Below are 21572 nucleotides of genomic sequence, written 5' to 3' on the forward strand. Positions count from 1 at the left end.
GCTGGCAAAGACGGGGAGAGTTGTTCTCTCAGCTCCCCCAGGTGCCGGTAAGACGACCATCGTGCCGCTTTTTCTTCTCGATCAGCCATGGCTGGGCGGAGGCAAGATCATTCTGCTGGAACCGAGACGGCTTGCGGCGCGCGCTGCGGCAAGCCGGATGGCGTCTCTTCTAGGGGGGGCGGTGGGTGAAACCGTCGGCTACAGAATGCGTCTCGATAATCGCGTCTCTGCAAAAACGCGGATCGAGGTGGTGACGGAAGGCGTCTTTGCACGGATGGTTCTGGACGATCCGGAACTCGGCGGCGTTTCTGCCGTCATATTCGATGAGTTTCACGAAAGATCGCTGGATGGCGATTTCGGTTTGGCGCTGGCGCTCGATGTACAGGCGGGTCTGCGAGAAGATTTGCGCATTCTCGTCATGTCGGCGACGCTGGATGTGGAGCGCATCAGCGCCCTTCTCGATCAGGCTCCTATTGTAAAAAGCCTTGGGCGCAGCTTTCCCATTGAAGTGAGATATGACGAGCGACCGGGACAGGAGCGCATTGAGGACAGGGTTGCGCGTGCTATCCTGGATGCGCACGCTTCCGAGACCGGATCGATCCTGGCATTTTTACCCGGACAAGCGGAAATTACGCGCACCGCCGAGAGGTTGAACGGGAAGTTCGGCACCGATACGGACGTCATTCCGCTTTACGGCAACCTTTCGCAGAAAGAGCAGGACGCTGCGATCAAGCCGTCGGAGGCTGGTAAGCGCAAGATCGTGCTGGCGACCTCGATTGCAGAAACCTCCATCACCATCGATGGCGTGCGCGTCGTTATCGATAGCGGGCTGCAGCGCCTTCCCGTTTTCGAACCATCGACAGGTATTACCCGGCTGGAGACGGTGAAAGTGTCACGCGCTTCGGCTGAACAGAGAGCAGGCCGCGCCGGGCGAACGGAGCCGGGCGTGGCCATCCGGCTATGGCACTCGGGACAGACGGCAGCGTTGCCCGCTTTCACGCCGCCGCAAATTCTGGCCAGCGATCTTGCGGGATTTGCGCTCGATCTCGCCCATTGGGGCGTGAGCGACCCAACTGCGCTGAAATTCCTCGACCAGCCTCCTCAAGCGACGTTGAAGGAAGCAACCGCTTTGCTTCAAAGCCTTGGCGCGATGGATCAGGCAGGCAGCATCACCGCGCGTGGAAAGCTCATGCGAGGATTGGCGCTCCCCCCTCGCCTTTCCGCGATGGTTCTGGCGGCGAATGAACAGGGATTTGCTGACGATGCGGCACTGCTTGCCGTTCTGCTGACGGAACAGGGGCTTGGCGGGAACGATATCGATCTGGAAGAACGGCTGCGTCGGTTCAAAAACGAAAGAGGTGAGCGCGCTACGGCTGCGAAGGGTCTGGCGAAGCGTCTCGCTTCCGGCCTTCCCGGCAAGACAACGGTAGCAGCAGCAGGGGCGATAACGGTTGGGCAGCTTTTATTGCACGCGTTTCCGGACCGCATCGCTTTGCAGCGTGGGGCGCGTGGTCGATATGTGATGGCGAATGGCCGGGGTGGCGAGCTTGCCGAAACGGAGCGCCTGGCGGCTGAGAAAATGCTGATCGTCGCCGATATCGTTGGACGCGCTGCTCAGCCACGCATTCTGGCCGCCGCCTCTATCGACAGGGCGGATGTCGAAGCCTTTTTGCCCGAAGCGATCAAAAAGGAAGATCAGCTTTTCTTCGACAAGGCGAGCGGCCAGGTCCGCGCACGGCGTGTGACGCGGATTGGCGCCATCATTCTGGATGAAACGCCCCTTGCGCGACCAACGGGTGCGAAGGCGGCGCAGGCTCTGGCCAATGGCGTGCGCGAATATGGCCTCAGCATCCTGCCTCTATCGAAGGAAGCGAAGCAATTTCGCCATCGGCTTGGTTTTCTTTACCGCAGTGTCGGTGAGCCATGGCCGGATACGAGCGACGAAGCCCTGATCGAGCGGCTGGATGAGTGGTTCGTGCCTTTTCAGCATGATGCGAAGACAATTCATGAGATCAGCGGCGGAAATATTATCGAGGGCTTGCGGTCGCTGGTTCCCCATGAGGAGCAGCGCAATCTTGGCAAACTTCTTCCCACGCATTTCGAAGCGCCGACCGGGCAGAAACATCCGATCAGTTACGAAGGCGAAGAGCCGACGCTGACCATCCGCGTGCAGGAGTTGTTCGGATTGAAGGAACATCCGAGTGTGGCGGGCGGCAAATTGCCACTGCTGCTGGAATTGACCTCGCCTGCCCACAGGCCGATACAGACGACACGGGATTTGCCGGGCTTCTGGGCCGGGTCGTGGAAAGACGTTCGTGCCGATATGCGCGGTCGTTACCCGCGCCATCCCTGGCCGGAAGATCCGGCATCGGCACAACCAACGCACCGCGCAAAACCGCGCGGCACATGACCAACGGAGACGGCAGATGGCAGCCCAGCCAGTAGAAACCACGAGGTTCGGTCGCGCCAGCCGTCAGATTCGCCTGCAAACAATCGTCTGGCTGCGCTGGCTGGCCGTGGTGGGGCAGAGTGTCACGATCCTGATCGTCGCTTTCGGTCTGGGCTTTCCTCTGCCGTTGCTGACCTGCGCCGTCCTGATTGCTGCGTTGGCTGTGGCCAATCTATTCCTCTCTGCGCGCTTTCCTGCGACCTACCGTCTGGAGGCATGGGAAGCGACGCTTCTTCTTGCCTTCGATCTGCTACAGCTCACCGCGCTGATCTACATTACCGGTGGTCTTTCCAACCCGTTTGCGCCATTGATCTGCGTGCAGGTCATCATTGCCTTTGCCTCACAGCCGCTGAAGCATTCTCTCATATTGTTGTCCTTCGCGATTGTTTGCGTTACCGCCATCGCCTTCTCACCTTTTCCTGTTCCATGGTATCCCGGCGAGGAACTGCCTATCCAGCTCATCATCCATGTCGGGATCTGGTGCTCCATCACTGCGATGATGTTTTTCGCGGCCTTCTATGCCTACCGCGTTTCCCACGAAGCGAACCAGCTGGCGGACGCTTTAGCGGCAACGGAACTTGTGCTGGAACGGGAAAAACATCTTTCGCAACTGGATGGTCTGGCAGCAGCCGCAGCGCATGAGCTTGGTACGCCACTCGCCACCATCAGCGTCGTCGCCAAGGAAATGGAGCGGGAGCTTGGAAAGGATGCCCGGTTTGGCGAGGACGTTGCCCTGCTGCGCAGCCAGAGCGAAAGATGCCGCGACATATTGCGTCGGCTCACATCTCTTTCAGCCGAGGGTGACGAGCACCTGCGCAGGCTGCCCCTTTCTTCCCTTATGGAAGAGGTGATGGCGCCGCATCGTGAGTTTGGCGTGAAACTGCATCTGGTGGAAAAATCAGGCCGCGCGAACGAGCCGGTCGGTGCGCGGAATGCCGGAATTCTTTATGGGCTCGGCAACCTCATCGAAAACGCCGTCGATTACGCAACCGAGATCGTGACGATTACCGTCGAGCACGATCAGCAGCAGGTCAAAATCATCATCGAAGACGACGGCGACGGATATGCGCCTGACATTTTGACCAGAATTGGCGATCCTTATGTCACCAAACGCCACAGCGATACGACGGCGGGCGGCTTGGGTCTCGGTCTTTTCATTGCGAAGACTTTGCTGGAACGGTCCGGGGCTTCGCTGAATTTCGAGAATCGTGGACCAAATGCCGCAGGTGCGCGGGTCACGGTGATCTGGCCTCGTTCAGTCATGGACGATAATAGAGGCTGACGATCTTACACTTACCGAGCGTGAGCGTTAGTATCCGTGCAAGTGACATGGCTGGAGGTTTGAGGATGAGCGACGACGATCAAAGTCAGAATGCAAGCGTGGTGGCGACATCAGATGCAATCGGGCCAGACAAATCGCTGCTGATCGTCGATGACGACGGACCCTTCCTGCGCAGGCTGGCCCGCGCCATGGAAACCCGTGGCTTCGTGGTGGATACGGCTGAATTGGTCAGCGAAGGTATTGCGAAATCAAAAATCGCGCCGCCGAAATATGCCGTGGTCGATCTTCGGCTGGGCGATGGTAACGGTCTCGAAGTGATAGAAGCCATTCGCCAGCATCGCGACGACACGCAGATCGTGGTGTTGACGGGCTATGGAAACATTGCGACTGCGGTCACCGCCGTCAAGCTCGGCGCTCTGGATTATCTGGCCAAACCTGCGGATGCGGACGACGTGTTCAACGCGCTGACGCAGCGCGAGGGAGACCGGATGGAAGTGCCGGAAAACCCGATGTCCGCCGACCGGGTGCGGTGGGAGCACATTCAGCGCGTCTATGAGATGTGCGAACGCAACGTGTCGGAGACGGCGAGGCGCCTGAATATGCATCGCCGCACCTTGCAACGTATTCTAGCAAAGCGCGCGCCGAAGTAAATCTAGTCGGAATAGCTGGTGCCCGTGGACCATTCCGCCATCATCAGGCGGCGGGCGGCGGTTCGGGAGAAATCCAGCATGACCGATTTGCGGGTTGCCGGTGGCAGGCGGTGTTCAGGCGCTTCTCTCAAAAGATGCGCGCCGTAACCATCGGAGACGAAAAGCCCGCATTCTTCCGGAAAGATATCCAGCGGCACGCCGGCGTGCGTGGCGAAGAACAGCCGGTCGCAATGCAGGCGGTAATCCGGCCATTTGCGATCCACCCGGAAATCCTCGATAGAGGATTTGATCTCGATGATCCAGATTTCACCCTTGACCGACAGGCTGATCAGGTCCGCCCGCCTGCCGCTTGCAAGCGGAAGTTCAGGCAAGACTGAATGGCGCATCTCATTGAGCAACACCTGTACGCCGCGGCGAACCAGCATGGCTTTTTCTGACTGACGACCGTCGATTAACGGATTGTTGTTGGTAAGCGAAAGAATAGTCATGGACAGGCTCTGGAAAACGCCCCCTGAGATTGTTGCAAAAACACCATGAAGCAGCAATTTTGCACTGTCTGCAGTCTTGCTGCGGTGCAATGGCTTGCCAAGACAAGCTTAATCGAAAATAACCCGATTATTCAATATCGCTTCATGCATCGCTTATATAAGCGAATTTTTCCGCGAGAACACCCATGCGCATTCGCACTTCATTGACTGCACTCGGCCTTTTGTCTGCCCTTGCACTGGCTGGCTGCGCGTCCACGACGACCGAAACCGCCTCTGCCCGTCCTGCTGCTGCTCCTGTTGTGGTTGAAACCACACAGATTTTCGGCGACGAGGTTTATGGCGCGACCACGGACGCCGGATACGCCCTGCCTGCTATCCCGATCAACCGCGTGGACAAGAAGTTCCACCGCCAGATCGTGAACTTCGAAACCCCTGAAAAGGCGGGCACGGTCATCGTCAATACGCGCGAGCGCTTCCTTTATTACATCCTGCCCGGCGGCAAGGCCGTTCGCTACGGTATCGGCGTCGGCAAGCAGGGCTTTGCCTGGGCCGGTGAAGCCTATGTTGCCTGGAAACAGGAATGGCCGATGTGGCATCCGCCTAAGGAAATGGCACAGCGCAAGCCTGAAATCGCCAAGTATGTCGAAGCGGGCATGGGCCCCGGCATCACCAACCCGCTTGGCGCGCGTGCCATGTACCTCTTCAACGATAAGGGCCAGGACACGCTGTTCCGCATTCACGGTTCGCCAGAATGGGCGTCTATCGGTACCGCTGCTTCTTCCGGCTGCATCCGTATGATCAATCAGGACGTGATCGACCTTTACAGCCGTATCCGTCCGGGCCGTACATCCAAGGTTATCGTGATCCAGTAAATCTGGAGCACATCGAACACAAAAAAGCCGCCGAGGATTTTCCCGGCGGCTTTTTTGTTTGGTCAGAAGAATCAAGCGCCCTGTTTCGCCTTCAGCTCAAGGCGGCGGCGGTGGAGGACTGGTTCGGTGTAGCCGTTCGGCTGCTCCCTGCCCTTCAGGACAAGCTCGACAGCAGCTTGGAAGGCTACCGAATCATCGAAGTTGCCAGCCATGGGACGGTAGGCCCCGTCTCCGGCATTCTGCTGATCCACGACTGCGGCCATCCGCTTCATTGTTTCGACAATCTGCTCTTCGGACACGACGCCGTGGCGCAGCCAGTTGGCCATGTGCTGGGCGGAGATACGCAAGGTCGCGCGGTCTTCCATCAGGCCGATATTGTTGATATCGGGCACCTTGGAGCAACCGACGCCCTGATCGACCCAGCGAACGACATAGCCGAGAATGCCTTGGGCATTGTTATCGAGTTCCCGCTGAATGTCTTCCGGTGACCAGTTCGGACGAACGGCAACAGGAACCGAGAGGATATCGGCAAGCTTGGCGCGTCCGCGGCTTTTCAGGCCTTCCTGTACGTGAGACACATCGACTTTATGGTAATGCGTCGCATGCAGCGTCGCAGCCGTTGGCGATGGCACCCAGGCCGTGTTTGCGCCAGCCTTCGGATGCGCTATCTTCTGGTCCAGCATGGCCGCCATAAGATCCGGCATGGCCCACATGCCCTTGCCGATCTGTGCGTGACCGGAGAGGCCGCATTCCAGACCGATATCGACGTTCCAGTTTTCATAGGCCGCAATCCATGCGGCCTGCTTCATGTCACCCTTGCGGATCATCGGACCCGCTTCCATCGACGTATGAATTTCATCGCCGGTGCGGTCGAGGAAGCCGGTATTGATGAAGACGACGCGATCCTTGGCGGCGCGGATGCATTCCTTCAGATTGACCGTCGTGCGGCGTTCCTCATCCATAATGCCCATTTTCATGGTATTGGGCTGCATTCCGATCAGCGCTTCGACGCGCGTGAAGATTTCGGCAGCAAAGGCCACCTCTTCCGGGCCATGCATCTTCGGCTTGACCACATACATGGAGCCCGCGCGCGAATTCTGGTGGCGGCCATTCGGGCCGACATCGTAGAGCGCGATCAGGCCGGTGATGACCGCATCCATGATGCCTTCGGGAACTTCTCCGCCATCACGATCCAAAATAGCCGGATTCGTCATGAGGTGGCCGACATTGCGAACCAGCATCAGCGAGCGACCGGGAAGCGTCAGCGCCGAACCATCGGGAGCCGTATAATTGCGGTCCGGGTTCAGGCTGCGGGTAAAGCTTTTTCCGCCCTTCGAGACCTCTTCCGTCAGATCACCGCGCATCAGGCCAAGCCAGTTGAGATAGACAACGATCTTGTCTTCCGCATCGACGGCTGCGACCGAATCTTCGCAATCCATGATCGTCGTCAGGGCTGATTCGAGGATGACGTCGGAAATGCCCGCCGAATCGCTCTTGCCGATGGCGGTCGTCGGGTCGATGGCGATTTCGATATGGATGCCATTCTTCTTCAGAAGAATGGCAGATGGCTCGGAAGCCTCACCGTTGAAGCCTGCGAACTGGCCCTTATCATTCAAGCCAACAGCGCCTCCATCGACATCCAGCTGCAAGACGCCGTCAACGACCTTGATGCCGCTGATGTCAGACCAGCTGCCTTTGAGAAGCGGCGCAGATTCATCGAGGAAGGAACGAGCCCAGGCGATAACCTTTTCGCCGCGCTTCGGATTGTACCCCCTACCCTTTTCGGCACCGTCCTCTTCTGAAATGGCGTCCGTGCCATAAAGCGCATCATAGAGCGAACCCCAGCGCGCATTGGCGGCATTGAGAGCGTAGCGCGCATTCATGACCGGCACTACGAGCTGCGGCCCGGCCAGTTCGGCAATCTCGGGATCGACATTCTGCGTGTTGACCCGGAAGGCGGCACCTTCGGGCACGATGTAGCCGATGTCTCGAAGGAAGGCCTCGTAGGCCGCAAGGTCTGATGGTGCGCCGTTTTCGCGGTACCAGCTATCAAGCTTCTCCTGAAAAGCGTCGCGCTTTTCCAGCAACTGCCTGTTCTTCGGTGCGAGATCGTGAACGATTTGGGAAAAGCCGCTGAAGAAGGTGTCTGCGCTCAGCCCGGTCTCCGGCAGAACCTCGTCCTTCAGAAAATGAAAAAGCGCTTCGTCAAACGAAAGTCCGTGGTTTTCGATGCGGCTCACCTGATGTCTCCCTATGGGTGTTTGCCATAGAGTGACCAGTGAACGGCCCCCACGTCAACCGCAGAGGCGCATCAAAGATTTTTTCCATAATGGAAATAATCGATCCAGACCTGTTCCGATTAAAGAAGCTTTTGCAGCTCTGGCAGCTTCTCGTTCACCCACCAGCCATAGTAGTTTTCTTCAGGCAAGACGGTGCCGCCGCTCTGGCGGTTTTTCTGTGCAAGAGCTGCGGCGCGTTGGCCGGAACCGCCGAGATTATAGAGCGTGGAGGTCAGGCCGGGATTTTTCGAGATATCCATATCGGCAATCGATTTGTAGTCATCGATCGACTTGCGGATGGCAGCGGCCATGAAGGCGAGCGAGTGATCCGGGTCCATGATCGAATTATAGACGCCAGCGGCATCGTTCTCGTCCAGCTTCTCATAACCCGACACACGCGTCACCATATCGGACAGCATGAGCGCGGTCAGCGGATTGATCTGGCCAAGCCCGAAGGTCTGTCCAGCATAGAATGGCTGGAAGAAGACAGCACTGAAACGATTGTCGGGATAGCTGACGCCATCAACCTTTTTGCCACGGAAGCTCGCTTCCCAGACATCGTCACGGCAGTTCCAAAGGCTATAGGAATCGCTCTTGGATTGGCACTTGGCGAATTGCGAATGCGTCAGAAACTGCGCAATCGTCTCATCCTTATAGCCGAAGCGGAAGCTGTTTCCGGCGTAGGAGGCCGCTTTCACATAATAGGATTGTAGCCGGTCATAGGCGTCCACGTTATAGGTATGTTCGCCAACGATGGCACCGATCATGTGGATGGGGTCGATACCATAGCGGCTGGCCGTGGACTTGATTTTAGCGATGAGCTGCTTGTCGCTGGAGAGAAGGTCGTAAACCTTCTGGTATTTCCGCTCATAGGTGGAGTTGGATCCCTTCGTGCGCCTGGCCGAAGCTCCGGGCACGTTCGGCTGTTCTGCATTGCGGTTGCCCGGCGGCACGACGGTTGCCGCCTGCGCATAAGAAGGAGCGACAGTGCCAATGGCCAAAGTGGCGGCCAATGCCAGAAGAATTTTACGCACGAGCGGATGCCTTTTCCCTTGCCGACGTCACGCCGGGATAATCCACAGGATCGACTTTCAGGACTTCCTTAACGAAAAGAAAGGCCGGATGTCGAGAGAAGGCAGATAAAATAAGAGTGCGGCAATATTTGCCGCACTCATTAATATTTTAGAGGATGTAGCGAGACAGGTCCGTATCGGCGGCAATATCCCCCACATGCTTGCGCACATAGGCCTCATCGATATTGACAGAAGAACCCCCGCGATCCGGTGCGTTGAACGAGATTTCGTCCAGAACACGCTCCATCACCGTCTGCAAGCGGCGCGCACCGATATTCTCGACCGACGAGTTCAGGTGAACCGCGACATCCGCCAGCGCATCGATGGCGTCATCGGTGAATTCGAGGTTCAGCTCTTCCGTCGCCATCAGTGCGATATATTGTCTGATAAGGCTGGCTTCCGTCTCCGTCAGAATGCGGCGGAAGTCTTCCTTGGTGAGCGGCTTCAGCTCAACGCGGATCGGCAGACGGCCCTGAAGTTCCGGCAGCAGATCGGATGGCTTGGCAACATGGAAAGCACCAGAGGCGATGAACAGGATATGGTCGGTCTTCACCGGACCATACTTGGTTGAAACCGTCGTGCCTTCCACCAGCGGCAGCAGATCGCGCTGCACGCCTTCACGGGAAACGCCAGCGCCCATGCCGCCATCGCGGGCGGCGATCTTGTCGATCTCGTCAAGGAAGACGATGCCGTCGTTCTCGACCGATTTCACTGCTTCACGCTGGATCAACTCATTGTCCAGCAGCTTGTCGGATTCGTCGCGGATGAGGTCTGCATAGGATTTCTCGACCGTGGTGCGAACCTTCTTCGTTCGCCCGCCCATGGCCTTGCCGAACATTTCCGACAGGTTCAGCACACCGATATTGGCGCCGGGCATGCCCGGAATTTCGAAGCCCGGCATGCCGGAGCCGGTATCGGCGACTTCGATATCGATTTCCTTCTTGTCCAATTCGCCGTCGCGCAGCTTCTTGCGGAAGCTCTCGCGCGTGGCAGGTGAAGACGTCTGGCCGACCAGCGCGTCCAGTACGCGCTCTTCGGCGCTGGCGTGCGCCTTTGCCTGAACATCCGCGCGCATTTTTTCACGCACTAGACCGATGCCGATTTCCACGAGGTCGCGAATAATCTGTTCGACATCACGACCGACATAGCCGACTTCGGTGAATTTGGTGGCTTCGACCTTGATGAAAGGTGCACCGGCAAGCTTTGCCAGACGGCGCGAGATTTCCGTCTTGCCGACACCGGTCGGGCCGATCATCAGAATATTCTTCGGCATCACCTCATCACGCAGGCTCTCATCCAGCTGCTGACGACGCCAGCGATTGCGCAGCGCGATGGCAACCGCGCGTTTCGCATCATGCTGACCGATGATGTAGCGGTCGAGTTCCGAGACGATTTCCCGGGGAGAAAAAGTTGTCATTTCGATCCTTTCGGCTTCCTGTTGCGGCCAGCCTTTGCAAGGCCCGGCCCGCAGGAACCATGCGTTTGCCTCCGCTTATTCAGCGTCCAGCGTTTCGATCACGAGATTATGGTTGGTATAGACGCAGATATCGGCGGCGATATCGAGGGATTGACGTGCAACCTCCTCCGCCGACTTTTCCGAATCCATAAGCGCGCGGGCAGCGGCAAAGGCGTAGTTCCCGCCGGAACCGATGGCAATTGCACCGTGTTCAGGCTCCAGGACATCGCCATTGCCGGTGATTGCCAGCGTAATGGATTTGTCGGCCACCAGCATCATGGCTTCGAGATTGCGCAGATATTTGTCGGTGCGCCAATCCTTGGCAAGCTCGACAGCGGCGCGCATCAGCTGACCCGGATATTGCTCAAGCTTCTTTTCGAGACGGTCGAGAAGGGTGAAGGCATCGGCGGTCGCGCCTGCGAAACCGGCAATCACTTCGCCCTTGCCGATGCGGCGCACCTTGCGGGCATTGCCCTTCATCACGGTCTGGCCAAGGCTGACCTGTCCGTCGCCAGCCATGACGACCTTTCCGCCCTTGCGCACAGTAATAATGGTTGTCATCAAACACCTGTCTGCCCTGTCGGGCCTTCCATATGATTGTCTTGCGAGCCTCAAGCGCTGCTCTCTTCGCAATCTATGTAAGTCCGGTTTTGGCGATTGCAATCTCATCGGCCCGACGCCACCTCGGGTCACAGTCAAGACGATAGCAAGGTGATGGAATGACTGGATATTTGTAAGGGGTACTGATAAGGAACGGCGATATTTTCCAAGGAGCAGCTGCAATGGCAGAGCGCACAGCCGAGATTTCCCGCAAGACCAACGAGACCTCCGTCTCAGTCCGCGTGAATATCGACGGAACCGGTACGGCAAAGATTTCGACGGGCGTCGGTTTCTTCGACCATATGCTGGACCAGCTGAGCCGCCATTCCCTCATCGACATGGAGATCGACGTGAAGGGCGACCTTCATATCGACGATCACCACACAGTCGAAGACACCGGCATTGCCATCGGTCAGGCCATCGCCAAGGCATTGGGTGACCGCAAGGGCATCACCCGTTACGCCTCGCTCGATCTCGCCATGGACGAGACGATGACGAAGGCCGCCGTCGATATTTCGGGTCGTCCGTTCCTCGTCTGGAACGTCAATTTCTCCGCGCCGAAGATCGGCACATTCGATACCGAACTGGTGCGTGAATTCTTTCAGGCGCTGGCGCAGAATGCCGGTATTACCCTGCATATTCTGAACCATTACGGCGCGAACAACCATCATATCGCCGAGACATGCTTCAAGGCGGTTGCCCGCGTGCTGCGCAGCGCCACCGAAATCGACCCCCGGCAGGCAGGCCGCATTCCTTCGACGAAGGGCATGCTGGCCTGATCCCTATGAAACAGTTAGAGCAATCGGGACGTTGAACCCTTTTCCCTGCTCTTGATGTCGTCAGGAACGCCAATGATATCTTATCTGGTTTTCGAAGCACCGGGCGGCCCTGACAGGGATCACCGCACCACGCGGTTCATTCCGGACAGGTTTTCCTGGTTGGCGCTGTTTTTTCCCTGGCTCTGGTTCGCGATCCATCGGGTCTGGTGGGTGGCAATCGTAATCGTCGTCCTTCAGGTGGCCGCCGGGCAGGTGTCCCAGCTGGAAGGCTTTGGCGTTACCGGTCTGCTCGTGGCGGTCGCGATTGGGCTGATAGCCGGATTCGAAGGGCGCAATATTTTGCAACACAGCCTAACGACCAAGGGCTGGACCTTGAAGGGCATGGTTGTCGCCCCCAGCTTATCGGCAGCGGAAGAGATGTATTTCTCCAACCTCCCGACAAGCGAACAGCCGAATAATCTGGTCCCTCAGCCCGAATGGAAAACAAGGGCCACCACGGGTGGTTTCATGACGAACGATCCGGCTGGTTCGTTCCAATTCGATTTGAATGGAAGGCGCTGACATGCGTGTGGCAATTATCGACTATGGCTCCGGCAACCTGCGCTCCGCCACCAAGGCGTTCGAGCGTGCGGCGCGTGAAGCCGGTATCGATGCGACGATAGATTTAACAGACAAGCCCGAGCGCGTAGCCTCCGCAGACCGCATCGTTCTGCCGGGTGTCGGCGCTTATGCCGATTGCCGGGCCGGTCTCGATGCCGTCGACGGCATGCATGACGCGCTTCTCGATGTGGTGGAAAAAAAGGCCCACCCCTTTCTCGGCATCTGCGTCGGAATGCAATTGATGTCATCGCGCGGGCTTGAAAAGACCACCAGCGAAGGTCTCGGCTGGATCGAGGGCGATGTTGTCGAGATGACGCCTTCCGACCCTGCCCTCAAAATTCCGCAGATCGGTTGGAATACGCTGGAGCTGCACCACCCTCACCCGCTCTTCGATGGCGTCAAGACCGGTGCCGATGGCCTGCATGCCTATTTCGTCCACTCCTATCATCTGGCGGCAAAGCACGCTCAAGACGTCATCGCCACCACCAGTTATGGCGGCGCGATGACGGCTTTCGTCGGTCGTGACAACAAGGCTGGCGCTCAGTTCCACCCGGAAAAGAGCCAGACGCTCGGCCTCGCCATTATTTCGAATTTCCTGCGCTGGAAGCCCTGACATGATCCTTTTTCCCGCAATCGACCTTAAAGACGGCCAGTGCGTTCGCCTGAAACTTGGCGATATGGACCAGGCCACCGTCTACAACACAGATCCCGGCGCGCAGGCGAAAGCCTTTGAAGATCAGGGTTTCGAGTGGCTACATGTGGTGGATCTGAATGGTGCCTTTGCAGGCCAGACAGTCAACGGCGAAGCAGTCGATGCCATTTTGAAATCCACCAAGAACCCGGTGCAGCTGGGTGGCGGCATTCGCACGCTGGATCATATAGAGGCGTGGCTGAGCCGTGGTCTCGCCCGCGTCATTCTCGGCACCGTTGCCGTACGTGATCCGGTTCTGGTTCTGGAAGGCTGCAAGCGCTTCCCCGGACAGGTCGCCGTCGGCATCGATGCCAAGGGTGGCAAGGTTGCGGTGGAAGGCTGGGCGGAAGCGTCAGAACTCGGCGTCATTGAACTGGCCAAGCGCTTCGAGGGCGCTGGCGTTGCCGCGATCATCTACACGGATATTGACCGTGACGGCATTCTGGCCGGGATCAACTGGTCCTCCACGCTCGAGCTTGCCGATGCGGTTTCCATTCCCGTCATCGCTTCCGGTGGCCTTGCCTCCATCGATGACATCAAGCGCATGCTGGAGCCGGATGCGGCCAAGCTCGAAGGCGCGATTTCCGGTCGTGCGCTCTATGATGGCCGGATCGATCCGGCTGAGGCGCTGGCCTTGATCAAGGGAGCGCGCGCATGACGCTGAAAGCTCGAATTATTCCTTGTCTTGACGTCAAGGACGGTCGCGTTGTCAAAGGCGTCAACTTCGTTGACTTGATCGACGCGGGCGATCCCGTTGAGGCGGCTAAGGCCTATGATGCGGCTGGTGCCGATGAGCTTTGCTTTCTCGATATCACTGCGTCCTCCGACAATCGCGAAACGATTTTCGATGTGGTTTCGCGCACGGCAGACCATTGCTTCATGCCGGTTACGGTTGGCGGTGGTGTGCGTGCGGTTTCCGATATTCGCAAGCTGCTGCTGTGCGGTGCCGACAAGGTTTCGATCAATTCGGCAGCGGTGAAAGACCCGGATTTCGTGGCGCAGGCTGCCGACAAGTTCGGCAACCAGTGCATCGTCGTTTCCATCGATGCGAAAAAGGTATCGGGTACGAGTGAAGCGGATCGCTGGGAAATCTTTACCCATGGCGGTCGTCAGCCTACCGGCATCGATGCGGTCGAGTTCGCCATCAAGATGGTCGAGCGCGGCGCTGGCGAATTGCTGATAACCTCGATGGATCGCGACGGCACCAAGAGCGGTTACGACATCGCGCTGACTCGCACCATTGCCGATCAGGTTCGCGTTCCCGTCATCGCTTCCGGCGGTGTCGGCACGCTGGACGATCTGGTGGCGGGCGTGAAGGACGGTCATGCGACCGCGGTTCTCGCCGCTTCCATTTTCCACTTCGGCACATATTCCATCGGTGAAGCCAAGGCCTATATGGCCGATCACGGCATCGCCATGCGTCTCGATTGATCAAGGATACGAAGCATGAGCGGGTTTTCCCTTTCCGATCTCGAACGCATCGTCGCGGAACGCGCCAGCGCCTCGCCGGAGCAGTCCTGGACCGCAAAGCTCTTTGCCGCAGGCCAGAGCAAGGCTGCCAAAAAGCTGGGTGAAGAGGCGGTTGAAACGGTGATTGCGGCAATCTCTAACGACCGAAAAAACCTGACCGATGAGGCAGCAGACTTGCTGTACCACCTCCTCGTCGTGCTCAAGATCGCCGATATCCCCCTGACCGAGGTTTTCGCCGAGCTGGAACGCCGCACCGGCCAGTCCGGCATTCAGGAAAAAGCATCAAGGCCCCAGACATGACGACAATGGCACGCACGGGGGGACAAGGCATGCCAACAACACTCGATCATTTCCGGCCAGATGAATATTCGCCATACCACTTCTTCAGCTCGGAAGAATGGTCGAAGTTTCGCGCCGATACGCCGCTGACGCTCTCCGCCGACGAGGTCAAACGGCTTCGCTCTCTGAACGACCCCATCGATCTCGATGAGGTCCGGCGCATTTATCTTTCGCTCTCACGCCTTCTCTCTTCCCATGTGGAGGCTTCGCAGCTGTTGTTCGCGCAGCGTAACCGCTTCCTCAATATGGGGAATGTGAACAAGACACCGTTCGTCATAGGCATTGCCGGTTCGGTTGCCGTTGGAAAATCCACCACGGCCCGTATTCTGAAAGAGCTTCTGGCGCGCTGGCCCTCCAGCCCCAAAGTCGATCTCATCACCACGGATGGCTTTCTCTACCCGAACGATGTTTTGCGGCGTGAGAACCTGATGGATCGCAAGGGCTTTCCGGAGAGCTATGATATCGGCGCTCTGCTGCGCTTCCTCTCCGCCATCAAGGCCGGACAGCCGGATGTTCAGGCGCCGCGTTACTCGCACCTCGTTTATGACGTGCTACCGAACGAATTCACCACCATCGACAGGCCGGATATTTTGATCTTCGAAGGCATAAATGTGCTTCAGGCGCGTAATCTGCCAGCTGGGGGACGGATCGTGCCAATCGTGTCGGATTTCTTCGACTTCTCCATCTATATCGATGCGGACGAGAAGATCATTCACAACTGGTATGTGAACCGCTTCATGAACCTGCGAAACACCGCGTTCCGCGACCCCTCTTCTTACTTCAATCGCTATGCGTCGATTTCAGAAGCGGCGGCCCTAGCCATTGCAGAAGGGCTTTGGGAAAACATCAACCTGAAGAACCTGCGTGAAAACATCGTTCCGACAAGGCCGCGCGCGGACCTTATTCTCCGCAAGGGCGAAAACCATCTGATCGACATGGTGGCGCTGAGAAAGCTTTAGGCTTTTCCCGGCCTCGTCTGAGCACAAAATGGCTTAATCAGAACCGGGCTTGCCGCGCATCTTCTTGATGTCGGAGCGACCGGATTTCGCTTTCAATCGCCTTTCGACTGAACCCTTGGTCGGCTTCGTCGCCTTGCGCGGCGGTGGGGGTGGCTCGGCTGCTTTGAGGATCAGCTCTTTCAGCCGCTCCCGCGCATCTTCGCGATTACGCTCCTGCGTGCGAAACTGGTTGGCCTCGATCATCAGCACGCCCTCTTTCGAGACGCGCCTGCCGCCGAGTTTGATAAGATTGGTCTTGATACGATCCGACAGGGCCGGACTATCTGTCACGCTGAAGAACAGCTGCACCGCTGTCGAGACCTTGTTGACATTTTGCCCGCCTGGCCCGCCAGCCAGCACGAATTGCTCCGTCAGTTCCCATCCGGCAATCGTAATTCTGCTGCTGATATAAAGCGGGGCGCTGGCCATGTCGTTCTCCGGCAGGCGTGATGCCACATCAGGCGCCAAATGAAAACCGCCCATTCAAACGAAAAACCCGGCGCGAGGCCGGGTTTCACGTGAATCCAAGATTGGAATTCTCTTATTCGGCAGCGGCCAGCAGGCCTGGGGCTGCATCGCGCACGGTGCTGTCGACATGGTCTTCGAACTTGGTGAAGTTCGTGACGAACATGGAAACCAGCTTCTTCGCCTGTGCGTCGTAAGCTGCGCCATCGGCCCAGGTCGAACGCGGGTCGAGGATGCTGTTGTCGATGCCTTCGAGCGAGGTCGGGACCGCAAAGCCGAAGTTGGCGTCGGTGCGGAACTCGGCGTTCTTGAGTTCGCCGGTCAGTGCGGACGTCAGCAGAGCACGGGTTGCCTTGATCGGCATACGCTTGCCGATGCCGTAGGCACCGCCGGTCCAGCCGGTGTTGACCAGCCAGCAATCGACATTGTGCTTGGCGATCAGGTCGCGCAGCAGGTTGCCGTATTCTGCCGGATGGCGCGGCATGAAAGGAGCGCCGAAGCAGGTCGAGAAGGTTGCTTCCGGCTCAGTCACGCCCTTTTCCGTACCGGCAACCTTTGCCGTGTAACCGGAGAGGAAGTGATACATGGCCTGCTCAGGTGTCAGGCGCGCAATCGGAGGCAGCACGCCGAAAGCGTCAGCCGTCAGCATGATGATCGTCTTTGGATGACCGGCAATGCCCGTGTCCGATGCATTCGGGATGAAGTGCAGCGGATAGGCGCTGCGGGTGTTTTCCGTCAGCGAGTTGTCGTTGAAGTCAGGGACGCGGTTCTCATCGAGAACGACGTTTTCCAGAACCGTGCCGAAACGACGGGTCGCGGCGTAGATTTCAGGCTCGGCTTCGGCAGAAAGCTTGATGGCCTTTGCATAGCAGCCGCCTTCGAAGTTGAAGATGCCGTGTTCGCCCCAGCCATGCTCGTCATCGCCGATCAGCGTGCGGGCAGGATCAGCCGAAAGCGTGGTCTTGCCAGTACCGGAAAGGCCGAAGAAGACAGCCGCATCGCCAGCCGGACCAACATTGGCCGAGCAGTGCATCGGCATCACGCCCTTGGCAGGCAGCAGGTAGTTCAGCACGGTGAAGACAGACTTCTTGTTTTCACCGGCATAGGACGTGCCGCCGATCAGGACAAGACCCTTGGTCAGGTCGCAGGCAATCACGGTTTCCGTGCGGCAGCCATGGCGGGCCGGATCGGCCTTGAAGCTTGGCAGATTGATGATCGTCAGCTTCTGGCTGAAGTTTGCAAGCGTCTCACGCGCAGGGCGGATCAGAAGGTTGCGAATGAAGAGGCCATGCCAGGCAAGCTCAGTCACAACGCGGGTCGGAAGAGCGTTCTCTTCGTCGGCGCCGCCGATCAGATCCTGAACATACAGCGTCTTGCCGGCTGCGTGCGCCAGCATGTCCTTGTGCAGGATTTCGAAATGCTCGGGCGAAAGCGGCTTGTTGTTATCCCACCAGATCTTGTCTTCGGTGTTGCCATCGCGAACGACGAACTTGTCCTTCGGCGAACGACCGGTGTGCTGGCCGGTGACTGCGCGAAGTGCACCATCCACGGTCACGTCTGCTTCACCGTTACGGATCGCTGCTTCGTACAATTCACTCTCGATGAGGTTGTAATGCACGAAAGCGGCGTCGCCCAGACCGAGTGCAGATACCCCGTTTTCAGGATTGTGTACTCCGAGTTCCTTCATGGCGCGTTCCTTTTTCTTGAAGACAAAGCCGTTGAAATTTTCTCGGAAACTAAATGCGGAGCTTAGAAAAAGCAAGACGCTCACTTAGAAAAATTCAATAAATTCAATATATTAATCGATTTAAAAGATTTTATTCCATTTTAAATCGGTTTAGTTCTGATTAAAATATCCGGTTCTAAGCCGTGGGAGAAAATACTCCCAAAGTTGAAGCGATAATTGGTGCTTGGCCTTTGCCACAATTTGTTCCACCTTTATACTCATGAGAATGGCTCACGGCGCGCACAACCTTGGCTGGGGTGGATGTCGGGAGTAAAAGATATAATGACGATGGAGACCAATTTTATGCAGACAATTGCGCTAGTAGACGACGACCGGAATATTTTGACTTCGGTTTCGATCGCGCTCGAAGCGGAAGGCTATAAGGTCGAAACGTACACGGATGGCGCGTCTGCGCTGGATGGGCTGATTGCGCGTCCGCCGCAGCTGGCGATCTTCGACATCAAGATGCCCCGCATGGACGGCATGGAGCTCCTGCGTCGTCTGCGCCAGAAGTCCGATCTCCCCGTGATCTTCCTCACCTCCAAGGATGAGGAAATCGACGAGCTGTTCGGCCTGAAGATGGGTGCGGACGATTTCATTACCAAACCTTTCTCGCAGAGACTTCTGGTGGAGCGCGTCAAGGCCATCCTTCGCCGCGCGAGCAGCCGCGACGCAGCCATTCCCGGCGCAAGCCCGCTCAAGCCAACGGCGGACCAGCAGGCGCGCACGCTGGAGCGCGGACAGCTGGCCATGGACCAGGAACGCCATACCTGCACCTGGAAGGGTGAGCCCGTGACGCTGACCGTCACCGAATTCCTCATCCTTCATTCACTGGCCCAGCGCCCCGGCGTGGTAAAAAGCCGTGACGCACTTATGGATGCGGCCTATGATGAGCAGGTCTATGTGGATGACCGCACCATCGACAGCCACATCAAGCGGCTTCGCAAGAAGTTTAAGCTGGTCGATAACGAGTTCGACATGATTGAAACCCTCTATGGTGTGGGCTATCGCTTCCGCGAAGCGGCGTAACCCCAGAATCAGGGACCGACGCTGCGGGTTAGCAGCGCTGAGGAAAGCAATTGTTGAACAAGACGCAGGATAGCGTATCGGATATTTCCGATGCCGACGAACGCGAGAGCGGGCGGCGGCACCGGATTCATCCTTTGACGATTATCCGGCGCATCTTCGGCAATGCCGTCTTCTCCAGCCTTACCCGCCGCATCCTGTTCTTCAACGTTGCCGCGACCGTGGTTCTGGTTGGCGGTATTCTCTACCTCAACCAGTTCCGCGAAGGTCTGATCGACGCGCGCGTCGAGAGCCTGCTGACGCAGGGCGAAATCATCGCCGGCGCGATTTCGGCGTCCGCATCCGTCGACACCAACTCGATTACCATCAACCCTGAGAAGCTGCTGGAACTTCAGGCCGGTCAGAGCATAACGCCTGTTCCAAATGACGAGGATTTGAGCTTTCCGATCAATCCGGAACGGGTCGCGCCGGTCCTTAGACGCCTGATCTCCCCTACCCGCACACGCGCCCGTCTTTTCGACGCGGACGCGAATATGCTGCTCGATTCCCGGCATCTCTATTCCCGCGGTCAGGTACTTCGCTACGATCTTCCGCCGGTTACGCCTGAAACCCAGACGTGGAGCGACTGGTTCGCAAGCCTGTTCAACCGCATGCTTCAGCCAAGCAGCCTGCCGCTTTACAAGGAAACGCCGGGCGGTGACGGATCGATCTATCCCGAAGTCATGAACGCCTTGACCGGTGTGCGCGGCGCTGTGGTGCGCGTTACCGAGAAGGGTGAGCTTATCGTTTCGGTTGCCGTTCCGGTGCAGCGCTTCCGTGCGGTTCTGGGCGTGCTGCTTCTCTCCACGCAGGCTGGCGATATCGACAAGATCGTCCATGCGGAGCGTCTCGCGATCATGCGCGTTTTCGGCATTGCGACATTGGTCAATATCGTGCTGTCGTTGCTCCTGTCCTCCACCATCGCCACACCGCTGCGCCGCCTGTCTGCTGCGGCCATTCGTGTTCGCCGGGGTGCCAAGGCGCGTGAGGAAATTCCGGATTTCTCCGCGCGTCAGGATGAAATCGGCAATCTTTCCATTGCCTTGCGCGAAATGACCAATGCGCTCTACGACCGCATCGATGCCATTGAAAGCTTCGCAGCCGATGTGAGCCACGAGCTCAAGAACCCGTTGACCTCGCTTAGAAGCGCCGTTGAAACGCTTCCCCGGGCAAAGACGGAGGAATCCAAACAGCGCCTGACGGAAATTATTTTCCACGATGTTCGCCGTCTGGACCGTCTGATCAGCGATATTTCCGATGCCTCGCGCCTCGATGCCGAACTTGCCCGCGCCGACTCCTCGCCGGTCGATCTGGAAGTGCTTCTCAACAGCCTTGTTGAAATCTCCCGCCAGATCAGCGCCAAGAAGAAGAGCGTCACCATCGATTATGTTGCCGACCATAAGGCTGGTGTCAAAACCAGCTATGTCGTCAACGGCCACGATCTGCGCCTTGGTCAGATCGTTACCAACCTGATCGAGAACGCCCGCTCCTTCGTTTCGCAGGATGGTGGGCGTATCTTCGTTCATCTGCTGCGCCAGAAGGATCGCTGCCTCGTTCGCGTCGAGGACAATGGCCCGGGCATTCAGGCGGAAGATATCGATCGGATTTTCGAACGTTTCTACACCGACCGCCCGGCAAGCGAAGGCTTCGGCCAGAATTCAGGCCTCGGCCTCTCCATCAGCCGCCAGATTGCCGAAGCCCATGGCGGTACGCTGAGAGCAGAAAACATCATCGACAAGTATGGTGTGATTTCCGGTGCCCGTTTCACGCTGTCCCTGCCAGCCGCGCATACGCATGAGCGCTGATCGCACCAACGTCCATGGCACAGCCATCGTCATTGGCGATACCGGCCTTCTGTTCGTAGGCCCTTCCGGAAGCGGCAAGAGCGAGCTGGCTTTCAGTTTTCTGACAGAAGCGGAGCGTTGCGGATTGCGCGCTGCCCTCATCTCCGACGATCAGGTGTTCATTTCATTGCAAAATGGCGCGGTTCTTGCCGAAAGGCCGGAGGTGATTGCCGGGCTGATGGAGCTGCGTGGCAGTGGCATCGTTTCGGTCAACAGCGTTCCGTCTGCCGCTCTTCACTACGCGATAACGCCCGTGCCTCACCCTCAGAGCCCGCGTCTTCCGCCGGAAGAGGAGTGGCTGGAACTGCCGTTCGATACCCGGCTGCCACTGATCCGGATTCCGCTTGCCAGCATCACGCCCTATGGAAAATTTGCTGCACTTGCTCAGAATCTCTTCAAGGCAAAGGGAATGTGAACGAAAATACGGCATTTTGGGGCTTGCGCTT

General features: G+C 57.8%; 21 protein-coding genes (1 of these 21 only partly in view). 14 read left to right on the forward strand and 7 right to left on the reverse strand.

Going from position 1 to position 21572, the window contains the following annotated elements; translation table 11 throughout:
* The 3 genes from hrpB to CFBP5473_RS00985 all read left to right on the forward strand — a co-directional run.
* On the forward strand, positions 1–2410 hold the 3' portion of the coding sequence (gene hrpB, locus CFBP5473_RS00975; RefSeq protein ID WP_027673437.1) for an ATP-dependent helicase HrpB. Its footprint begins 80 nt before the window's first position; only the last 2410 of its 2490 coding nucleotides appear in the window; its start codon lies off the left edge, out of view; it ends in the stop codon at positions 2408–2410.
* 16 nt (positions 2411–2426) lie between these two features.
* Positions 2427–3731, forward strand: a complete 1305-nt coding sequence (locus CFBP5473_RS00980; protein WP_027673438.1) for an ActS/PrrB/RegB family redox-sensitive histidine kinase — start codon at positions 2427–2429, stop codon at positions 3729–3731.
* A gap of 65 nt (positions 3732–3796) precedes the next feature.
* Positions 3797–4381 carry an ActR/PrrA/RegA family redox response regulator transcription factor gene (locus CFBP5473_RS00985; RefSeq protein WP_027673439.1) on the forward strand — a complete coding sequence of 195 codons (585 nt, stop codon included), beginning with the start codon at positions 3797–3799 and terminating at the stop codon, positions 4379–4381.
* A gap of 2 nt (positions 4382–4383) precedes the next feature.
* On the opposite strand, the gene CFBP5473_RS00990 is transcribed toward CFBP5473_RS00985, so the two are convergent.
* Positions 4384–4869 carry an MmcB family DNA repair protein gene (locus CFBP5473_RS00990; RefSeq protein WP_027673440.1) on the reverse strand — a complete coding sequence of 162 codons (486 nt, stop codon included), beginning with the start codon at positions 4867–4869 and terminating at the stop codon, positions 4384–4386.
* A gap of 185 nt (positions 4870–5054) precedes the next feature.
* Between CFBP5473_RS00990 and CFBP5473_RS00995 the strand changes: the two genes are divergently transcribed.
* Positions 5055–5741: a L,D-transpeptidase gene (locus tag CFBP5473_RS00995; protein WP_027673441.1), complete on the forward strand. Its 687-nt coding sequence runs from the start codon at positions 5055–5057 to the stop codon at positions 5739–5741.
* Positions 5742–5812: 71 nt separating this feature from the next.
* Here CFBP5473_RS00995 and CFBP5473_RS01000 read toward each other — a convergent pair whose 3' ends face one another.
* The 4 genes from CFBP5473_RS01000 to hslV all read right to left on the reverse strand — a co-directional run bounded on the left by CFBP5473_RS01000 (position 5813) and on the right by hslV (position 11110).
* Positions 5813–7981: a malate synthase G gene (locus tag CFBP5473_RS01000; protein ID WP_027673442.1), complete on the reverse strand. Its 2169-nt coding sequence runs from the start codon at positions 7979–7981 to the stop codon at positions 5813–5815.
* A gap of 119 nt (positions 7982–8100) precedes the next feature.
* Positions 8101–9054 (reverse strand): DUF1402 family protein, encoded by a 954-nt coding sequence (locus tag CFBP5473_RS01005; protein WP_027673443.1) that lies wholly within the window; start codon positions 9052–9054, stop codon positions 8101–8103.
* Between the two features lie 148 nt (positions 9055–9202).
* On the reverse strand, positions 9203–10510 hold the full coding sequence (gene hslU, locus CFBP5473_RS01010; protein ID WP_027673444.1) for an ATP-dependent protease ATPase subunit HslU: 1308 nt from the start codon (positions 10508–10510) through the stop codon (positions 9203–9205).
* Positions 10511–10585: 75 nt separating this feature from the next.
* Positions 10586–11110 (reverse strand): ATP-dependent protease subunit HslV, encoded by a 525-nt coding sequence (gene hslV, locus CFBP5473_RS01015; RefSeq protein WP_027673445.1) that lies wholly within the window; start codon positions 11108–11110, stop codon positions 10586–10588.
* A 221-nt stretch (positions 11111–11331) separates the two neighbouring features.
* On the opposite strand from hslV, the gene hisB reads away from it, so the two are divergent.
* The 7 genes from hisB to coaA all read left to right on the forward strand — a co-directional run bounded on the left by hisB (position 11332) and on the right by coaA (position 15987).
* Positions 11332–11928 (forward strand): imidazoleglycerol-phosphate dehydratase HisB, encoded by a 597-nt coding sequence (hisB, locus tag CFBP5473_RS01020; protein ID WP_027673446.1) that lies wholly within the window; start codon positions 11332–11334, stop codon positions 11926–11928.
* A 72-nt stretch (positions 11929–12000) separates the two neighbouring features.
* Positions 12001–12489 (forward strand): DUF2628 domain-containing protein, encoded by a 489-nt coding sequence (locus tag CFBP5473_RS01025; protein ID WP_027673447.1) that lies wholly within the window; start codon positions 12001–12003, stop codon positions 12487–12489.
* A gap of 1 nt (position 12490) precedes the next feature.
* Positions 12491–13141, forward strand: a complete 651-nt coding sequence (gene hisH / locus CFBP5473_RS01030; protein ID WP_027673448.1) for an imidazole glycerol phosphate synthase subunit HisH — start codon at positions 12491–12493, stop codon at positions 13139–13141.
* Between the two features lies 1 nt (position 13142).
* Positions 13143–13877 (forward strand): 1-(5-phosphoribosyl)-5-[(5-phosphoribosylamino)methylideneamino]imidazole-4-carboxamide isomerase, encoded by a 735-nt coding sequence (gene hisA / locus CFBP5473_RS01035; protein WP_027673449.1) that lies wholly within the window; start codon positions 13143–13145, stop codon positions 13875–13877.
* Complete coding sequence (gene hisF / locus CFBP5473_RS01040) at positions 13874–14650, forward strand: imidazole glycerol phosphate synthase subunit HisF (protein ID WP_027673450.1); 777 nt, start codon at positions 13874–13876, stop codon at positions 14648–14650. Before hisA ends, hisF begins: the two co-directional genes overlap by 4 nt.
* Before the next feature lie 15 nt (positions 14651–14665).
* On the forward strand, positions 14666–14989 hold the full coding sequence (locus tag CFBP5473_RS01045) for a phosphoribosyl-ATP diphosphatase (RefSeq protein ID WP_027673451.1): 324 nt from the start codon (positions 14666–14668) through the stop codon (positions 14987–14989).
* Positions 14990–14994: 5 nt separating this feature from the next.
* Entirely contained in the window at positions 14995–15987 is a 993-nt protein-coding gene (coaA, locus tag CFBP5473_RS01050; protein WP_169696889.1) for a type I pantothenate kinase, read from the forward strand.
* Positions 15988–16020: 33 nt separating this feature from the next.
* On the opposite strand, the gene arfB is transcribed toward coaA, so the two are convergent.
* Together arfB and CFBP5473_RS01060 are read right to left on the reverse strand one after the other, a co-directional pair.
* Positions 16021–16455, reverse strand: a complete 435-nt coding sequence (gene arfB / locus CFBP5473_RS01055; RefSeq protein ID WP_027673453.1) for an alternative ribosome rescue aminoacyl-tRNA hydrolase ArfB — start codon at positions 16453–16455, stop codon at positions 16021–16023.
* Positions 16456–16567: 112 nt separating this feature from the next.
* Positions 16568–18178: a phosphoenolpyruvate carboxykinase gene (locus CFBP5473_RS01060; RefSeq protein ID WP_027673454.1), complete on the reverse strand. Its 1611-nt coding sequence runs from the start codon at positions 18176–18178 to the stop codon at positions 16568–16570.
* A 342-nt stretch (positions 18179–18520) separates the two neighbouring features.
* On the opposite strand from CFBP5473_RS01060, the gene chvI reads away from it, so the two are divergent.
* The 3 genes from chvI to CFBP5473_RS01075 are packed head-to-tail and all read left to right on the forward strand — an operon-like array spanning position 18521 to position 21541.
* Positions 18521–19246: a two-component system response regulator ChvI gene (chvI, locus tag CFBP5473_RS01065; protein ID WP_106389311.1), complete on the forward strand. Its 726-nt coding sequence runs from the start codon at positions 18521–18523 to the stop codon at positions 19244–19246.
* Between the two features lie 50 nt (positions 19247–19296).
* On the forward strand, positions 19297–21087 hold the full coding sequence (locus CFBP5473_RS01070; RefSeq protein ID WP_027673456.1) for a sensor histidine kinase: 1791 nt from the start codon (positions 19297–19299) through the stop codon (positions 21085–21087).
* Positions 21077–21541, forward strand: coding sequence for an HPr kinase/phosphorylase (locus CFBP5473_RS01075; protein WP_027673457.1), 465 nt, complete (start codon positions 21077–21079; stop codon positions 21539–21541). The genes CFBP5473_RS01070 and CFBP5473_RS01075 overlap by 11 nt, the downstream gene beginning before the upstream one ends.
* Positions 21542–21572 lie beyond the last annotated feature (31 nt).

Origin of the sequence: Agrobacterium larrymoorei (assembly GCF_005145045.1) — a bacterium.
Lineage (GTDB): Bacteria > Pseudomonadota > Alphaproteobacteria > Rhizobiales > Rhizobiaceae > Agrobacterium > Agrobacterium larrymoorei.